The sequence below is a fragment of the Halomonas sp. DQ26W genome, assembly GCF_003339685.1.
Lineage (GTDB): Bacteria > Pseudomonadota > Gammaproteobacteria > Pseudomonadales > Halomonadaceae > Halomonas.
Genome location: NZ_QPKI01000016.1, coordinates 36,485 through 52,749 on the forward strand (window position 1 = coordinate 36,485; position 16,265 = coordinate 52,749).

The 16,265-nt window shown below is 60.6% G+C and carries 14 protein-coding genes and 4 tRNA genes; 14 read left to right on the forward strand and 4 right to left on the reverse strand.

What is annotated here, in order from left to right:
* The first annotated feature begins 220 nt into the window (after positions 1-220).
* The 5 genes from DU490_RS10010 (at position 221) to DU490_RS10030 (ending at position 5,095) form a co-directional block, all read left to right on the forward strand.
* A complete protein-coding gene (locus tag DU490_RS10010) occupies positions 221-1,204 on the forward strand; it encodes a TRAP transporter substrate-binding protein (RefSeq protein ID WP_114574156.1) in 984 nt (327 codons plus the stop codon).
* Positions 1,205-1,282: 78 nt separating this feature from the next.
* Entirely contained in the window at positions 1,283-1,822 is a 540-nt protein-coding gene (locus DU490_RS10015; protein WP_114574157.1) for a TRAP transporter small permease, read from the forward strand.
* Positions 1,822-3,117: a TRAP transporter large permease gene (locus DU490_RS10020; RefSeq protein WP_114574158.1), complete on the forward strand. Its 1,296-nt coding sequence runs from the start codon at positions 1,822-1,824 to the stop codon at positions 3,115-3,117. Before DU490_RS10015 ends, DU490_RS10020 begins: the two co-directional genes overlap by 1 nt.
* A gap of 92 nt (positions 3,118-3,209) precedes the next feature.
* Positions 3,210-3,677, forward strand: a complete 468-nt coding sequence (locus DU490_RS10025) for a TerB family tellurite resistance protein (RefSeq protein ID WP_114574159.1) — start codon at positions 3,210-3,212, stop codon at positions 3,675-3,677.
* 167 nt (positions 3,678-3,844) lie between these two features.
* Complete coding sequence (locus tag DU490_RS10030; RefSeq protein ID WP_114574160.1) at positions 3,845-5,095, forward strand: FAD-binding oxidoreductase; 1,251 nt, start codon at positions 3,845-3,847, stop codon at positions 5,093-5,095.
* Positions 5,096-5,109: 14 nt separating this feature from the next.
* Here the strand turns inward: DU490_RS10030 and DU490_RS10035 are convergent, their stop codons facing one another.
* A complete protein-coding gene (locus tag DU490_RS10035; RefSeq protein WP_114574161.1) occupies positions 5,110-5,541 on the reverse strand; it encodes a hypothetical protein in 432 nt (143 codons plus the stop codon).
* A gap of 131 nt (positions 5,542-5,672) precedes the next feature.
* Between DU490_RS10035 and pyrC the strand changes: the two genes are divergently transcribed.
* Positions 5,673-6,710, forward strand: coding sequence for a dihydroorotase (gene pyrC, locus DU490_RS10040; RefSeq protein WP_114574162.1), 1,038 nt, complete (start codon positions 5,673-5,675; stop codon positions 6,708-6,710).
* A 56-nt stretch (positions 6,711-6,766) separates the two neighbouring features.
* Here the strand turns inward: pyrC and mtnN are convergent, their stop codons facing one another.
* The 3 genes from mtnN to folD all read right to left on the reverse strand — a co-directional run bounded on the left by mtnN (position 6,767) and on the right by folD (position 9,041).
* A complete protein-coding gene (gene mtnN, locus DU490_RS10045; protein WP_114574163.1) occupies positions 6,767-7,546 on the reverse strand; it encodes a 5'-methylthioadenosine/S-adenosylhomocysteine nucleosidase in 780 nt (259 codons plus the stop codon).
* Positions 7,547-7,610: 64 nt separating this feature from the next.
* Positions 7,611-8,084: an S-ribosylhomocysteine lyase gene (locus DU490_RS10050; RefSeq protein ID WP_114574164.1), complete on the reverse strand. Its 474-nt coding sequence runs from the start codon at positions 8,082-8,084 to the stop codon at positions 7,611-7,613.
* A 72-nt stretch (positions 8,085-8,156) separates the two neighbouring features.
* Positions 8,157-9,041, reverse strand: coding sequence for a bifunctional methylenetetrahydrofolate dehydrogenase/methenyltetrahydrofolate cyclohydrolase FolD (gene folD, locus DU490_RS10055; protein WP_114574165.1), 885 nt, complete (start codon positions 9,039-9,041; stop codon positions 8,157-8,159).
* 225 nt (positions 9,042-9,266) lie between these two features.
* On the opposite strand from folD, the gene DU490_RS10060 reads away from it, so the two are divergent.
* From DU490_RS10060 to lon, 8 genes are all read left to right on the forward strand, one after another.
* A tRNA-Pro gene (locus DU490_RS10060) sits at positions 9,267-9,343 on the forward strand.
* Between the two features lie 68 nt (positions 9,344-9,411).
* Positions 9,412-9,488 (forward strand) — tRNA-Arg (locus DU490_RS10065).
* 117 nt (positions 9,489-9,605) lie between these two features.
* A tRNA-His gene (locus DU490_RS10070) sits at positions 9,606-9,680 on the forward strand.
* A 55-nt stretch (positions 9,681-9,735) separates the two neighbouring features.
* A tRNA-His gene (locus DU490_RS10075) sits at positions 9,736-9,810 on the forward strand.
* 296 nt (positions 9,811-10,106) lie between these two features.
* Positions 10,107-11,480 carry a trigger factor gene (tig, locus tag DU490_RS10080; RefSeq protein ID WP_114574166.1) on the forward strand — a complete coding sequence of 458 codons (1,374 nt, stop codon included), beginning with the start codon at positions 10,107-10,109 and terminating at the stop codon, positions 11,478-11,480.
* A 97-nt stretch (positions 11,481-11,577) separates the two neighbouring features.
* Positions 11,578-12,198, forward strand: a complete 621-nt coding sequence (gene clpP / locus DU490_RS10085) for an ATP-dependent Clp endopeptidase proteolytic subunit ClpP (protein WP_114574167.1) — start codon at positions 11,578-11,580, stop codon at positions 12,196-12,198.
* A gap of 75 nt (positions 12,199-12,273) precedes the next feature.
* Positions 12,274-13,551, forward strand: a complete 1,278-nt coding sequence (gene clpX, locus DU490_RS10090; RefSeq protein ID WP_114574168.1) for an ATP-dependent Clp protease ATP-binding subunit ClpX — start codon at positions 12,274-12,276, stop codon at positions 13,549-13,551.
* Positions 13,552-13,706: 155 nt separating this feature from the next.
* The gene (gene lon, locus DU490_RS10095) at positions 13,707-16,106 is read left to right on the forward strand and encodes an endopeptidase La (RefSeq protein WP_114574169.1); all 2,400 of its coding nucleotides are present in this window, start codon (positions 13,707-13,709) and stop codon (positions 16,104-16,106) included.
* Positions 16,107-16,265: the final 159 nt, after the last annotated feature.

The window sequence follows — 16,265 nt, forward strand, 5'->3', positions numbered from 1 at the left end:
CCCTATGTCATTGGCAGCCCATGGAGGGCCTTCTGATATTAGCCTTTGGTCGTATTTGTAGGGCCTGGATAGGGTGGGCGTGGCATGGTGTGGCATTGAGAAGCCATCGCGATTGACGAAGCCTGCCTTCATCAAAGCCGATTTGAGCCAACCCTGCGGTTGTTTCAAGATCAAACCACGACGAAAAGCCCTCAATAACGATAATTGTCAGGAGAGCACGATGCGAAAGTCACTGCTTGGCTCATTGGCCGCTCTGGGAATACTTAGTGCCGCCCCCTTTGCCGCCGCCAGCACCATCGAGATTCAGGTCAACAACACCATGAGCGAGGGCGGTTCGGAAAGTGCCGCCGTCGAACGATTCGCCGAATATCTGGAAGAGCAGGCCCCAGGGCGTTTCAACGTTCGCCCATTCCTGGCCGGCTCCCTGGGGGGCGAAAATGCCGTCCTCGAACTGCTCAATCTGGGGCAGACCCAGATTTCCATCACCGGCGGCAACTGGCGTCAGCAATATGCCCCGGAGTATGACGCCGTCACCGTTCCCTTTGTGTTCTCGACCTGGGACGAGGTCGATGCTTACATGGAGAGCCCTTCCGGCCAGCGGTTGGTCGAGATTGCCGAGGAGAAGGGCGGCATCAAGTTTTTCGGCACCCAGCATCGCGGGCCGCGGCAGATGACCGCCAACAAGGCGATTCATAGCCCCGACGATCTTTCCGGCTTCCGGCTGCGTTTGCCGTCGCTGCCGGTTTGGCTCGAGGTCTGGGAGGAGATCGGTGCCCAAGTGGTCAACGTGCCCGCCCCCGAGATATATCTTGCCATGCAGACCGGCCAGGTCGATGGTCACGAGAACTCGCTCGCTTCGCCCTATACGCGCCGCCTGTGGGAAGTGCAGGACCATATCATCATGACCAGCCATGTGATGTTCCCGTGGAACTGGGTGGCCAGCAAGCGTTGGTGGGAGGGCTTGGATGCCGAGGATCAGGAAGTTATCACCGAGGCCATCCATGTCGCACGTCAGCATGGCACCGAGGTGGAGCGTGAGCTCGACGAGTACTATCTCGAGCAGCTTCAAGCCAACGGCATGACCATCATCGAACCCGATGTCCAGCCTTTCCGAGAGGCGGCCCTTCCTGCCATCGAGCGCATTCTCTCCGAGATGGCCGACGGAGTGATGGACGATGCCCTGGGCGATGCCAACGACGACTGATCGCTCTCGTCACTGACCGAGCCAGCCAGCGGCGCCCTGCGGGACGCCGCTGTCGTTTCTAGCCTGGAGGACCCCAACTTGACGACATCCCCACCCCCCGCCAGCGGTGTCGACCGGCTGGCCTATCACCTGCTCCGGGTCATCACGCGAGCCTGCGACGCCCTGGGCGTGTTGCTGTTGGCCGGGGTATTGGTGTTGATCGTTGCCGCTATCGTGGTGCGTGACATCATCGGGCTCAGCATGCCCTGGACGGAAGAGGTCGCGACCCTGCTGGCGATCTACGCGGTGGGCTTCGGTTCACTCTCGGCCTGGGTGAGAGGCGAGCACCTGCTGGTCGATCTGTTCAGCTATCGAATGGGGGCCCTGGCCCGGCATATCCAGTACCGGCTCGTGGCTCTGCTCTCGGCAGGTTTCTTCGGCCTGGCGGCCTACGGCTCCCTGACTATGTCACTGGCCAGTGCCCATAATCGTACCGTCTCCCTGGGTATCAGCTTCACCTACCTCTATTACGGCATCTTCATCGGCTTCGCCGGCATGACGCTGCTGGCGACCTGGCAGGCCCTGCGTGGCCCGGTGGAATGGAACGCCGTGGCGAGTTCATCCCAGGAGGCGGACTGATGCAGGAACTGATGATTTTCGTGGGCGGGCTGCTGTTGCTGATGGCCATCGGCCTGCCGGTGGTGGTAGCGATCGGTATCACCTCCTTCATCGCACTGGGTGTCACTGGCGCCAGTGGCCTGCCGGTTGAGCTGCTCTCGCTGCGCATGGTGCAGACGCTGAACAACTTCACCCTGCTGGCGATTCCGCTGTTCATCCTGGCGGCCAACATCATGAACACTGGCTCGACCACCACTCGTATCTTCGATTTCGCCACGGCGCTGGTCGGCTTTACCAAGGGTGGCCTGGGGCATGCCAATGTGGTGGCCAGCTCGATCTTCGCCACCATGTCCGGCACGGCGGTAGCCGATGCGGCCGGCCTCGGCAGCATCGAGATCAAGGCCATGAAGGAGCGTGGCTACGACCTGGGCTATTCGGCCGGCATCACGGCGGCATCGAGCGTGATCGGCCCTATCCTGCCGCCGAGCATTGCGCTGGTGGTCTATGGCTGGCTGGCCAATGTCAGTATCGGTGCCCTGTTCATGGCGGGCCTGGTGCCCGGGATCCTGATGGCACTGTTGCTGATGGGCATGACGCTGGTGCTGGGTGCCGGCAAGCGGGTGGCCATGCCGCCGGCGATACCCTTCGATGGCAAGGAGGTCTTGCGCACCGGCAAGCGCGCCATATTGCCGCTGATGATGCCGGCGATCATCGTCGGCGGGATCTGGACCGGTTTCTTCACGCCCACCGAGGCGGGGGCCGTAGCATCGCTCTATGCGATCATCCTGGGCACGCTGGTCTATCGTGATCTCAAGCTTGGCGATCTGTATGCCTCCTTCGTTCGTACCCTGATGTTCAGCGCCGCCATTCTGCTGATCATCGCCGTCTCCAGCTTCTATGGCTGGATTCTGGTGCGCATCGGTATTCCCCAGGCGCTGGCCGGCCAGGTGGCGGGCATCGACATGCCGACGATCATGCTGCTGCTCGCCTTTGCACTGTTCTTCCTGGTGGTGGGCTGCTTCATGTCGGTGATCGAGAGCATCCTCATCTTCACGCCGATCGTCGTGCCAGCGGCGCTGGCCGCCGGCCTGGATCCGATCCACTTCGGCATCGTCATGGTCATCACCCTCTCGGTGGGGGTCATTACGCCGCCGTTCGGCACGGTGCTGTTCCTGATGGTGGGTATCACGCGACTTCGCTACTCCCAGATCGTGATCTCGATCTTGCCGTTCCTGATCCCGATACTTGCAACCATCCTGATCCTGATTGCCCTGCCCGGGCTGGTTACCTGGCTGCCGAGGGTGATGGGGTACTGACTCGCGGGATATCGAGAAGAAAAGGTGGTGATCGGACTGAACGCTGGTAGTCCAGCGCATGTCTGATGTCCGAATACAGCCGGGAGATCGATATGCTTGCCAGCATCACGCGGTTCTTTCAGGAAGCCCTTGCCGAGCCGGAGTCCAGCTCCGATCCTGCGCCGACCCTGGAGCTGGCCACCGCCGCGCTGCTGTGCGAGGTGATGCGCGCCGACTACCACACCGACCAGGCGCAGCTCGATGCCCTGCGACAGCTGCTGCAGCATCATTTCCACCTGCAGGACGCTGCCGTCGAAGAGCTGATGGAGATGGCCAGGGAAGAGGTCGAGACGTCGGTGGATCACTATCAGTTCGTCAGTCTGGTCAAGCAGCACTACTCCTATGCCCAGCGCCGTGAACTGGTCCGGATGATGTGGGTACTGGCCTATGCGGATGCGGAAGAGGGGCATAATGCCCTGGAAGAGCACCGCATCCGCGGGCTGGCCGACCTATTGCATGTGAGCCACTCCGACTTCATCCGTACCAAGCTCCAGGTCCAGAATGTTAAAGGCCCCTCCTGAGTTGCGTTTGCGTGGCACTCTGTCCACGTCTCACCGTTTTATCGATAGCTTGATCCGGGTCAGCCGATGCGGGAAACCGTCGGCGTCATGCAGAAAGCGCTGATAGAATGGAGCCTCGACGTTGGTCGGAAGTCGGGGACACCATTTGCGCAACCTGGAGGAGAGGCATGTCTCGCGAAACCATCGTACTGGGGGCCGGGATGGTCGGGGTTTCCATTGCCTGGCATCTCGCCCGCCGTGGCCGCTCAGTGTTGCTGGTCGACCGCCGCCCGCCGGGCAGGGAGACCTCGTTCGGCAACGGTGGCTTGATTCAGCGTGAAGCCGTGCGTCCCTATCCCTTCCCCCAGGGGGTGGGCAAGCTGTTGTCCGTTCTGCCCAATCGCCGGGTGGATATCCGCTATAACCTTCGCGGCATGCTGCAAGCCGCAGGGCCACTGTTCGGCTATTGGCGTCACTCCATGCCCCGCAGCCATGCCCGCATCATTCCCGAATATGCCTCGCTGATCATGCTGTCGACCCAGGAGCACGAGCCGATGATCGAGGCTGCGGATGCCGGTGCGATGATCAGCAAGGACGGCTGGCTCGAGGTCTATCGTAGCCAGGCCGGGCTGGACGCACGTGTGCAAGAGGCGCGTGACGCCGCCGAGCGCTTCGGCGTTACCCATGAGGCGCTTGACCGGCCGGGTTTGAAACAGCGCGAACCCCTGCTCTCTGACAGGGTTCTCGGTGCGATTCACTGGACGAATTCCTGGGGTGTGGACGATCCTGGCGGGCTCGTGGCGGCCTACGCCGGCAGCTTTGAACGCGAGGGTGGCCGCTTTCTACAGTCCGAGATCCAGGATGTGAGCCGAATAGGCCGGGGCTGGCGGGTGGAAACTGACGGGGGGACCCATGACGCGCAGGATGTGGTCATGGCGCTGGGACCCTGGGCCGGTGGCTGGATGAAGCGCCTTGGCTACCGTATGCCGACCTTCGTCAAGCGCGGCTATCACATGCACTACGCTGCCGATGAGCCCCGGCGGCTGCATTACTGGCTGGCCGATGCCGAGACCGGCTATATCCTGGCGCCGATGCGCGCGGGTATCCGCCTGACAACCGGTGCTGAGCTCAAGCCTCTTGATGCACCGCCCGACTACGGCCAACTCGACGCTGCCGAGCGAGAGGCTAGAAGGATCTATCCTTCCTTGGGCGAGCGCCTTGATCCTGAGCCCTGGAAGGGCGCGCGCCCCTGCCTTTCGGACATGAAACCGGTCATTGGAGCGGCTCCGAGGCACGACGGTCTGTGGTTCGCTTTCGGCCACGGCCACCAGGGCTTTACGCTGGGGCCGGTCACTGGTCGTGTGATGGCTGAAATGATGGAGGGTGAGGTGCCTGCGGTGGAGATGTCGCCTTTCCGCGCCGACCGGTTCGGCAGCTGAAGGCATGCATTCTGTCAAGTGATGCCTGAGCGCTGGCGGCGTTTCCTGAGCAGGTGGTGGATGAACTTGATCACCAGGGTCATGACGTAGACGACCCAGCCGGCCGTGGCGAGTACGTTGAACAGCAGCATTTTCTGCTGTGCGCTGGGCGGGGCGAACAGCGATTCGATCAGGCCGCCGAGCAGCAGAGCCAGAACCATGGGTAGTGCCAGGATATGCATCCACATTTCGGTACGCCGCTTGCGCACGTGATAGCGACTGAGGTGTACGCGAAAGGGACGGTGGACGAAGCTGACCAGTATTATGGCGCCCAGGGCAAGCAGTGCGGCCAGAGTGGGCTCGATGCTGTCGAGGCGAGCGGAAATGCTGATCGACCAGAAGACCAGAAGCCACATCAGTCCGGCCAGGATGGCGACGATATCGGCGTAGTGGCGAACCCTGGGCATGGCAACGTCTCTCGCGGTGAAAACGGCGTCGATGATACGGCAATTCGGATCGGCTTGCTGTGGTTTGCGGTACTTCCGGTATAATGTCGCCCGCGATGCCCTGCCGATCACAGCCGACTACAGGATATGCCTTGAACGCTATTACCCTGACCCGACCCGACGACTGGCACCTTCACCTGCGCGATGGTGACGCGTTGGAGGCCGTGGTGCCAGCGACTGCCCGGCAAATGGGTCGTGCCATCATCATGCCCAACCTGAAACCCCCGGTGACCACCACGGCTCAAGCACAGGCCTACCGTGAGCGCATCCTCGCGGCCCGACCCTCAGGCTCCAGTTTCGAACCATTGATGACTCTCTACCTCACCGACGATACGCCGGCTGAAGAGATAGAGCGCGCCCACGCGAGCGGTATGATTCATGCGGTAAAACTCTATCCGGCCGGGGCGACAACCAATTCGGCTTCCGGCGTAACGGACCTGGCGCATTGCGACCAGGCGGTCGAAGCCTTGGCACGGCTCGGCATGCCGCTGCTGGTTCATGGCGAAGTTACCGATAGCGAGATCGATATCTTCGATCGCGAGGCGGTCTTCATCGAGCGGGTCATGAAGCCGCTGCTGGAACGGCACCCAACACTCAAGGTGGTTTTCGAGCACATAACCACCGCTGATGCTGCCGCCTTCGTGGCCCAGGCCCCCGACAGCGTGGCGGCCACCATTACCGCGCACCACTTGCTGTTCAACCGCAACCATATGTTGGTGGGCGGAATCCGGCCCCATTATTATTGCCTGCCGATTCTCAAGCGCGAGCGCCATCGCGAAGCGCTGCTGGCAGCGGCGACGTCAGGCAGCGCCAAGTTCTTCCTGGGAACCGACAGCGCGCCTCATGCCCAGGATGACAAGGAGTCTGCCTGCGGTTGTGCAGGCGCCTACACGGCACCGGCCGCCATCGAGTTGTACGCCACGGCGTTCGAGCAGGCTGGTGCCCTAGACAGGCTGGAAGGGTTTGCGAGTCATCACGGACCCGAATTCTATGGCCTGCCACGCAATGCGGACACGGTCACCCTGGAACGGAAAACATGGCAGTTGCCTCCTTCGCTGCCTTATGTCTCGGGCCGGCGGATCGTTCCCCTCATGGCGGGCGAAACGTTGGAATGGAAACTGCGCGACTGATGCGACGCAAACGGCCGCCTCGAGAGGCGGCCGTTTCGCAGGGAGAGGTAGAAGCTTTAGTCGACGATGGCTGTCTCGGACTCCCCCTCGCCTTTATTTTTCTGTTTCCGCTGCTGTTCTCCCGGGAGCGATTGATCAGCCAGGCGTGCCACCATGGCCTCGACCATACGCGCGGAGTGGGCTGCCGCCTTAACCAGAAACTCCTCGAAGGAGAGGTGATTGTCGCCTCCACCGGCGATGTCCGACAGCGAACGGATGACCACGAAGGGGCATCCATAGAGGTGGCAGGTCTGGGCAATAGCTGCAGCCTCCATCTCGGCAGCCAACATCGTCGGAAAGCGGGTGCGGGTCTTCAGGACCAGTTCGGGGCAGGCCATGAAGACATCGCCGGTGGCAATGAGGCCTTCCACGACGCGTACCTCACCAAGTGCCTCGACGGACTCCCGGGCGACCTTTATCAGACGTTCATCGGGTATGTACGCCGCGGGCATCATGGGGACTTGGCCATGCTCGTAACCAAATACCACGGCATCGACATCGTGATGGCGTACCTCGCTGGACACTACAACATCGCCGATCTTCAGGCCTTCGCCGAAGCCGCCCGCTGAGCCGGTATTGATGATAGCTTCCGGCTTGTAGGCATCCAGCAGCAAGGTGGTACCAATGGCGGCGTTTACCTTGCCGATGCCGGACTGAAGGATCACAACATCGACCCCATGCAGCATTCCATGGTGAAAGGTGCAGCCTGCGTGAGTGCGGCTGCGGCGTCCTTCCAGCAACGAGGCGAGATACGCGACCTCCTGGGCCATGGCGCCGATGATGCCGATGCGTTTCATTTGAGGGGGTGTCTCCCGAATCGCTGAGCAGAGGTATTGCATGGCCGGAGTAGGCGAGTCGGGTTCACGCCTCGGCTGCAAAGACCTGGGTCCATTCGTCACGCTTGGAAAGAAAGCTGCGTGCGACCTGCTTGGCGCCTTCCAGGCTGTGGCTTGCTGCCCAGCCGCACTGCAACTCATTGCAGGCGGGTACCTCGTCGGCTTCCAGCACGTCCTCCAGTGTCTTCTGCAACAGACTCAGCACGTCGTCATAGTCATCGTGGTTAATCAGTGCCACATAGAAACCGGTCTGGCAGCCCATGGGGCTTATGTCGACGATACGGTCCGAATGATTGCGCGACAGTTCCGCCATCAGGTGTTCCAGGGAGTGCAGCGAAGGCATTTCCATGTGTTCCTGGTTGGGTTGGCAAATGCGCATGTCGTACTTGTGGATAGTGTCGCCGTTGAGCCCCGTCTTGATATCGGCCAGGCGCACGTAGGGAGCCTTCACCTTGGTGTGGTCCAGGTTGAAGCTTTCGACGTTCATTTTGTCGCTCATGGGCGGCCTCGGGGCTGGGTAAATGGAAAGGGGCGTATTTTACCCGAGACGCGAGTCCCTGTCAGGCGCTGGTTAGTCTCGGACAGATAGCCCCTCATGCTCCATGGCGTCATGTATTTCGGCGGCGAGCAGCGTGTTCTCCAGCAGCGAGGCTATGGTCATGGGGCCGACGCCGCCGGGTACGGGTGTGATCCAGGCGGCACGTTCGGCGGCACTGGTGAAGTCGACGTCGCCGACCAGGCTGCCGTCTTCCGCGCGGTTGATGCCCACATCGATGACGATGGCGCCGTCGCGCACCCATTCGCCCTTGACCAGGCCGGGTTTACCTACCGCCACCACCAGCAGTTCGGCACGCCTGACGTGCTCTTCGAGGTTGCGGGTGAAGCGGTGACATACTGTCGTAGTGCAGCCGGCCAGCATCAGTTCCAGTGCCATGGGCCGACCGACGATGTTGGAGGCGCCGACGACGGTGGCATCGAGTCCGCGGACATTGAGGCCGCTGGCCTGTAGTAGGGTCATGACTCCCTTGGGTGTACAGGGGCGCAGCATCGGCAGCCGCTGGGCAAGACGACCCAGGTTATAGGGGTGGAAGCCGTCGACATCCTTGTGAGGCAGGATGTGTTCGAGTATGGGTCGGGCATCGAGGTGCTCGGGCAGTGGCAGTTGCACGAGAATGCCATCAACTCGAGGGTCGGCATTCAGGTCGTCCACCAGCGCCTCCAGTACTTGCTGTGTTGTCTCGGTAGGCAGGACATGCAGGAATGAGCGGATGCCGGCCTGTTCGCAGTCGCGATGCTTGTTGTTCACGTAGATGCGGGAGGCCGGGTCGTCGCCCACCAGTACGACGGACAGGCCTGGGCTCCGCTTGCCATGCGCATGGCGTGTCTCGACCTGGCGAGCAACCTGCTGGCGGACCTGGGCGGCAATGGCCTTGCCATCGATGAGTTGGGCGTTCATCGTTTCTTCCTCGTGCTTGGGTGGTGGGCTGGCCGGCGGCAGCTTCACCCCTTGAAGGCAGCTGGCCGGTGCAGGAAGGGGGCTGATTTTCGCATGGAGGGGCCGTCAGGCAAAGCGCAAATAGGTCCGGCATGTCAGACTGCTATTGACCCCGAAGGATTCTCGCGTAGAATACGCAGCGCTCGATGAGGCCTTGTGGCGGCATCGGGGCCGTGCGAAGACCGGCGGGGTGTAGCGCAGTCTGGTAGCGCGCCTGCTTTGGGAGCAGGATGTCGGGGGTTCGAATCCCTCCACCCCGACCACAACTTCTTGTTTGCGCGAAGGAATCTGCTCAAACAGGGTTGCGGTCAGACGCCATGGAACGTAGAATGCGCCCATAGCTCAACCGGATAGAGCAACGGCCTTCTAAGCCGTAGGTTGCAGGTTCGAGTCCTGCTGGGCGTGCCATGCGGCATGTTATGGCAGTGGCTGGTCCTGATTGCCTGGACAAGGTTGTCTGGGTAACATTGACCGGGTAAGAAAGGTGCCGGAAACGCGGTACCGGTAGTTCGAGTCGTCGTTATGGTGGATGTAGCTCAGTGGTAGAGCCCCGGATTGTGGTTCCGGCTGTCGTGGGTTCGATCCCCATCATCCACCCCAAATCGATGCTCAAGAAATTATCGATCCTCAAGATAGTTAATTAGTGCTTGCAGTGGTGGATGTAGCTCAGTGGTAGAGCCCCGGATTGTGGTTCCGGCTGTCGTGGGTTCGATCCCCATCATCCACCCCATTGCAGCCTGGCCTGATCGCCACTCCTTTCGCTCTTTTCGTTTCTCGTTCTTTATCGTTTCTCGCTCTTTGTTTTCGCTCCCCTGCTGTTGTGCCGGCGCTTGCGCCAGCTTTGTTTGGTGTATCTGTTGCTTGGGGCATCACCTCCGGATCGTTTGCCTCAGGCCCCTTGTAATTTATCCCGATGCCCCAATCCTATGGGCATGGTGCTTGCCAGCGCAGGCCGGGATTCTTAGAATCTCTCTTTTGACCTTCCACGCTTTCAACTGAACGCCCCCAGTCGGTAGAGGACTATTCATGCAAGTTTCCGTCGAAACGCCTTCCCAGATCGAGCGCCGTGTCACGTTTCAGGTGCCAGCGGCCGAGGTCGACGAAGCCGTCGAGGCTCGCCTCAAGGACACTGCGAAGAACGTGCGCTTGAACGGCTTCCGCAAGGGGCGTGTGCCCATGGCGGTGGTGCGTCAGCGGTACGGTCGCGACGTGCGCGATGAAGTGGTGGGCGAAGTGATGCGCGAGCGTTACGTCAAGGCCATCTCGGAAGAGAACCTCAATCCCGCTGGTTTCCCCAGCATCGAACCTAAGGTAAATGAGGCGGGCAAGGACCTGGAGTTCGTGGCCAATCTTGAGGTCTATCCCGAGATCGAGCTGGCCTCTATCGGTGACACCGAGGTCGAGCGGCCGGTTGTTGAGGTGACCGATGCCGACCTTGAAGAGATGGTCGAGACGCTGCGCAAGCAGAACGCATCCTGGGAAGAGGTCGACCGTGTCGCCGTGGACGGCGATCAGGTCAAGATCGACTTCCAGGGCTTCCTGGGCGATGAGCCCTTCGAAGGCGGCAGCGCCGAAGGTCACGACCTGGTGCTGGGTTCCGGCAATTTCATCCCCGGCTTCGAAGTGCAGTTGGAGGGTGCCAAGGCTGGCGATGAGAAGGAGATCAATGTCACCTTCCCCGAAGATTACCAGGCAGAGCAGCTGGCGGGTAAGGAGGCCACCTTCAAACTCAAGGTCCATGCGGTCAAGGGCCAGGCTCTGCCCGAGATCGACGAGGAATTCATAAAGCGCTTCGGCGTGGAAGATGGCGATATCGAGAAGTTTCGCGCGGAAGTGCGCAAGAACATGTCCCGCGAAGCGAAGCAGGCCGTCGACAATCGTGTCAAGCAACAGGTGCTCGAGGCTCTCAAGAAAGCCAATGACGTGCCGGTGCCCCAGTCGCTGGTTCAGCAGGAGACCGATGCGCTCAAGCGCCAGGCGGCCCAGCAGTTCGGCCTGGGTGAAGATTTCGATGTCTCCCAACTACCCAACGAGCTCTTTGCCGAGCAGGCCAAGGGGCGCGTCCAGGTCGGCCTGCTGCTGGCCGAAGTGATCAAGTCCAGTGAGCTCGATGCCACCGATGACGAGATTCGCGCCAAGGTCGAAGAGCTGGCCGAGCAGTACCAGGACCCGCAACAGGTGGTCGATTACTACATGAGTAACGAGCAGCTGAAGACTCAGGTCAAGTCAGCCATTCTTGAAGAGAAGGCCGTCGATAAGCTGCTGGAGCAGGCGACCGTCAATGACGTCGAAATGAGCTACCAGCAGGCGCTGGCCGCTGCCCAGCAGCAGGCCGAGCAGGATGATGATGAAGCCGCCAGCGAGGCCGAGACCGAAGAAGACCAGGAAGCCAAGAGCTGATCCCGAGGCCGGTTGCCCCTTCCGGATCTTTCGATGCTGGCAGGTTTCGGAAGGGGGGATTACGCTTCCATTCATCGGATGCAAGGACATCACACAGATGAGCAACGAGTTCGAGATTCAAAACGCCGGCGGCTTGGTGCCGATGGTGGTAGAGCAGAGCGCGCGCGGTGAGCGGGCCTACGACATCTACTCTCGCCTGCTGAAGGAGCGTGTGATCTTCCTGGTGGGGCCGGTTGAAGATCATATGGCCAACCTGGTGGTGGCACAGATGCTTTTCCTCGAGTCCGAGAATCCGGACAAGGACATTCATCTCTATATCAATTCACCGGGCGGGGCGGTCACCGCCGGCATGGCAATCTACGACACCATGCAGTTCATCAAGCCGGATGTGTCCACGGTCTGTATTGGCCAGGCGGCCAGCATGGGCGCTCTGCTGCTGGCTGCCGGTGCGGCTGGCAAGCGCTACTGCCTGGGCAATTCACGGGTGATGATCCACCAGCCGCTGGGTGGCTACCAGGGGCAGGCCTCCGATATCGAGATTCATACTCGTGAGATACTCGGCATCCGCGACAAGCTCAACCGGATTCTTGCGCACCACACCGGCCAGGATTTCGAGACGATTGCGCGTGATACCGATCGCGACAATTTCATGGATGGCAGTCAAGCGGCCGAATATGGTCTGATCGATGCTGTGCTGGATAAGCGGCCCGCATCCTGATAGCGTGATTCGATACACGCCCTTAACACGTGACAACCGGCGGCTTCAGGCCGCCGAAGCGACAGAGGTACGCGAATGGCCGACGGCAAAGGCAAGGACGAGGGTGGCAAGTTGCTGTACTGCTCGTTCTGTGGCAAGAACCAGAATGAAGTACGCAAGCTGATTGCAGGCCCGTCCGTGTATATCTGCGACGAGTGTGTCGATCTCTGTAACGACATCATTCGCGAAGAAGTTCTCGATGCCGACGCCGAGAGCGATGAGGAGCGGCTGCCCGTTCCCCGCGAGATTCGTCGCACCCTGGACGATTACGTCATCGGCCAGGACCGCGCCAAGACGGTGCTGTCCGTAGCCGTCTACAATCACTACAAGCGCCTTCGTGCCGGGGTGAAGGGCGATGATGTGGAATTGGGAAAATCCAATATCCTGCTCATCGGTCCCACCGGTAGTGGCAAGACCCTGCTGGCGGAAACCATGGCGCGGCTGCTCAATGTGCCGTTCACCATCGCTGACGCCACCACGCTTACCGAGGCGGGTTACGTCGGCGAGGACGTCGAAAACATCATCCAGAAGCTGCTGCAGAAGTGCGACTACGACGTGGAAAAGGCCCAGCGAGGCATCGTCTACATCGACGAGATCGACAAGATCTCGCGCAAATCGGACAACCCCTCCATCACCCGGGATGTATCGGGCGAGGGCGTGCAGCAGGCGCTGCTGAAGCTGATTGAGGGCACGACTGCCTCCGTTCCGCCCCAAGGTGGCCGCAAGCATCCTCAGCAGGAGTTCCTGCAGGTCGATACCGGTAATATCTTGTTCATCGTCGGCGGCGCATTTGCCGGCCTGGACAAAGTGATCCGCGATCGCGCCGAGAAGGGTGGTATCGGTTTCAATGCCACGGTGAAGAGCAAGGATGAGGCGAAAGGTGTTGGCGCCCTGCTCGCCGATGTCGAGCCGGAAGATCTGGTCAAGTTCGGCCTCATCCCCGAGTTCGTAGGGCGGCTGCCGGTTATTGCCACCTTGACCGAGCTGAGTGAGGATGCGCTGATCCAGATCCTCACCGAGCCTAAGAACTCGCTGGTCAAGCAGTATGCGCGACTGTTCGACATGGAAGGGGTGGAGCTGGAATTCCGTGAGGATGCCCTGCGTGCCGTGGCAGTGAAGGCCATGACCCGAAAGACGGGTGCCCGGGGGCTGCGCTCCATACTTGAGTCGGTACTGCTGGACACCATGTATGAGATACCCTCCATGGAAGGGGTGACCAAGGTGGTGATAGATGCCACGGTCATTGCTGGTGAGAGTGAGCCGCTGCTGATCTATTCGCAGCAGGACCAGCGGGTCGACGGCACCGACGGCTGATGTGCGGCGGGTTCTCCCGACGATGCTCATGCCAGTGCAAGGGGTCGCCTGAGCGACCCCTTTTCCTGTCTGTTCCCCGCTCTTTCCCTTGCAATGGGGGCGTTGCGCCCCCATTCCCTTCCGTATCCACCCGATTCGTTTGAGGAACGTCTGCGATGCAGCAGAACGCCGATCAGACCCTGAGTCTGCCCCTCCTTCCACTGCGCGATGTCGTTGTCTATCCGCAGATGGTGATACCGCTGTTCGTTGGACGGGAGAAATCCATCCAGGCACTGGATGCAGCCATGGCGGCCGACAAGCGTGTTCTGCTTGTTGCCCAGCGCGAAGCCGGCCAGGATGATCCTGGCACTGAGGATCTCTTCGATATCGGCACTATCGCCGAGATCATGCAGCTCCTCAAGTTGCCCGACGGCACCGTCAAGGTGCTGATCGAGGGTACCTCCCGTGCCGATCTCCGTGAGGTGCACCATACCGATAAGGGCTACAGCCTGGCGGAGGCCGTTATGCGTGACAGCGAGCCGCTCTCGGAGCGTGAGCAGGAGGCCCTGGTACGGGTGCTGCTCAACCAGTTCGAGCAGTACGTCAAGCTTTCCAAGAAGGTCCCCAACGAGGTGCTCAACTCGCTGTCCGGGATCGAGGATCCGAGTCGCCTGGTCGATACCATCTGTGCTCATCTGTCGCTGAAGATCGGCGACAAGCAGCAACTGCTGGAAATGGACCGGGTTCGTGACCGCATCGAACACCTGATGGCGCTGATTGAGTCGGAAATCGACCTGCTGCAGGTCGAGAAGCGCATCCGCTCCCGGGTCAAGGATCAGATGGAGAAATCCCAGCGCGAGTACTATCTCAATGAGCAGATGAAGGCCATCCAGAAGGAGATGGGCGAGCTCGAGAACGTGCCCAACGAGGCCGAAAAGTACGAGGCGGCCATCGATGAGGCGGGCATGCCCCAGGACGCCCGCGAGAAGGCGCTGCAGGAGTTGGGCAAGCTCAAGATGATGTCCTCCAACTCGGCAGAGGCCACGGTGGTGCGCTCCTATCTCGATTGGCTGGTTGCCGTGCCCTGGAAGAAGCGTACTCGGGTCAAGCATGATCTGGTGCATGCTCACAAGGTGCTGGACGAAGACCACTATGGCCTGGACGAGGTGAAGGAACGCATTCTTGAATATCTCGCCGTACAGAAGCGGGTCAAGAAGCTCAAGGGCCCGGTGCTCTGCCTGGTCGGTCCGCCCGGGGTGGGCAAGACCTCGCTGGGGCAGTCGATCGCCCGTGCCACCAACCGCAAGTACGTGCGACTGGCACTGGGTGGTGTGCGTGACGAGTCCGAAATTCGCGGCCACCGTCGTACCTACATTGGCTCGCTGCCGGGCAAGATGGTCCAGCGCATGAGCAAGGCCGGCGTTAGAAACCCGCTGTTCCTGTTGGACGAAGTCGACAAGATCGGCATGGATCATCGTGGTGATCCATCATCCGCCCTGCTTGAGGTGCTCGATCCTGAGCAGAACGACAAGTTCAACGATCACTACCTCGAGCTAGACTACGATCTTTCCGATGTGATGTTCATCTGTACTGCCAACTCCATGAACATCCCGGGCCCGCTACTGGACCGCATGGAGATCATACGTCTGCCTGGCTACACCGAGGACGAGAAACTCGCCATCGCGCGTCGCTACCTGGTTGCCAAGCAGCTCAAGGCCAATGGCTTCAAGGAGGGCGAGCTCAGTTTTGCTGACGACGCGCTGCTCGAGCTGATTCGCTACTTTTCTCGCGAGGCTGGCGTGCGCGAGCTGGAGCGACAGATTGCCAAGGTGTGCCGTAAAGTGCTGCGTGAAAGGCTAGAGCAGCAGGGCCAGGGGGCTCATGTGACGCTGAGCGCGGCCGATATCGAGCAGTATGCGGGTGTACGCCGCTACAGCTATGGTCTTGCCGACAAGGAGGACCAGGTGGGGCGAGTCACTGGCCTGGCTTGGACATCGGTCGGCGGGGAGCTGTTGAATATTGAGTCAGTGGTTACCCCGGGCAAGGGGCGCATCAACAAGACTGGATCGCTGGGTGATGTGATGAAGGAGTCGGTGAGTGCCGCTCACACCGTCGTGCGTGCCCGTGCCGATGCATTGGGTATCGACCCGGAGCGCTTCGAGAAGGAGGATCTCCACATCCACGTTCCCGAGGGTGCCACCCCCAAGGATGGCCCGAGTGCCGGCATTGCCATGGTGACCGCGATGGTGTCCGCCTATACTGCGCGACCAATCCGTTGCGACCTGGCGATGACGGGAGAGGTCAACCTGCGGGGCGAGGTGATGCCGATTGGCGGGTTGAAGGAGAAATTGCTGGCTGCGCGGCGCGGTGGTATAAAGATCGTGCTCATTCCGGAAGAGAATCGACGGGATCTCAAAGAGGTGCCGGATAATATCAAGGATGCACTGGATATCCGGCCCGTCCGCTGGATCGATGAGGTGCTTGAGGCGGCTCTGGCTGAAAGGTCTGGCCCTGAAAGTGATGATTCCCGAACGGATGATTCTGCATCATCCACCTCAATGATCAGCACGCATTAACGATATTTTTGCGTCATGCCGGGACAAAAATCCCGGTATGACGCGGTTTGGCGCCGTAAGTTACTTGACACGTCTTTTGCTGCATTGCTATAAACTGCTGCCATGCTGTGATCGTGTTGCCAGGCGAAAGGTGCGCCGATTAGAGCCATTTACTGAAAC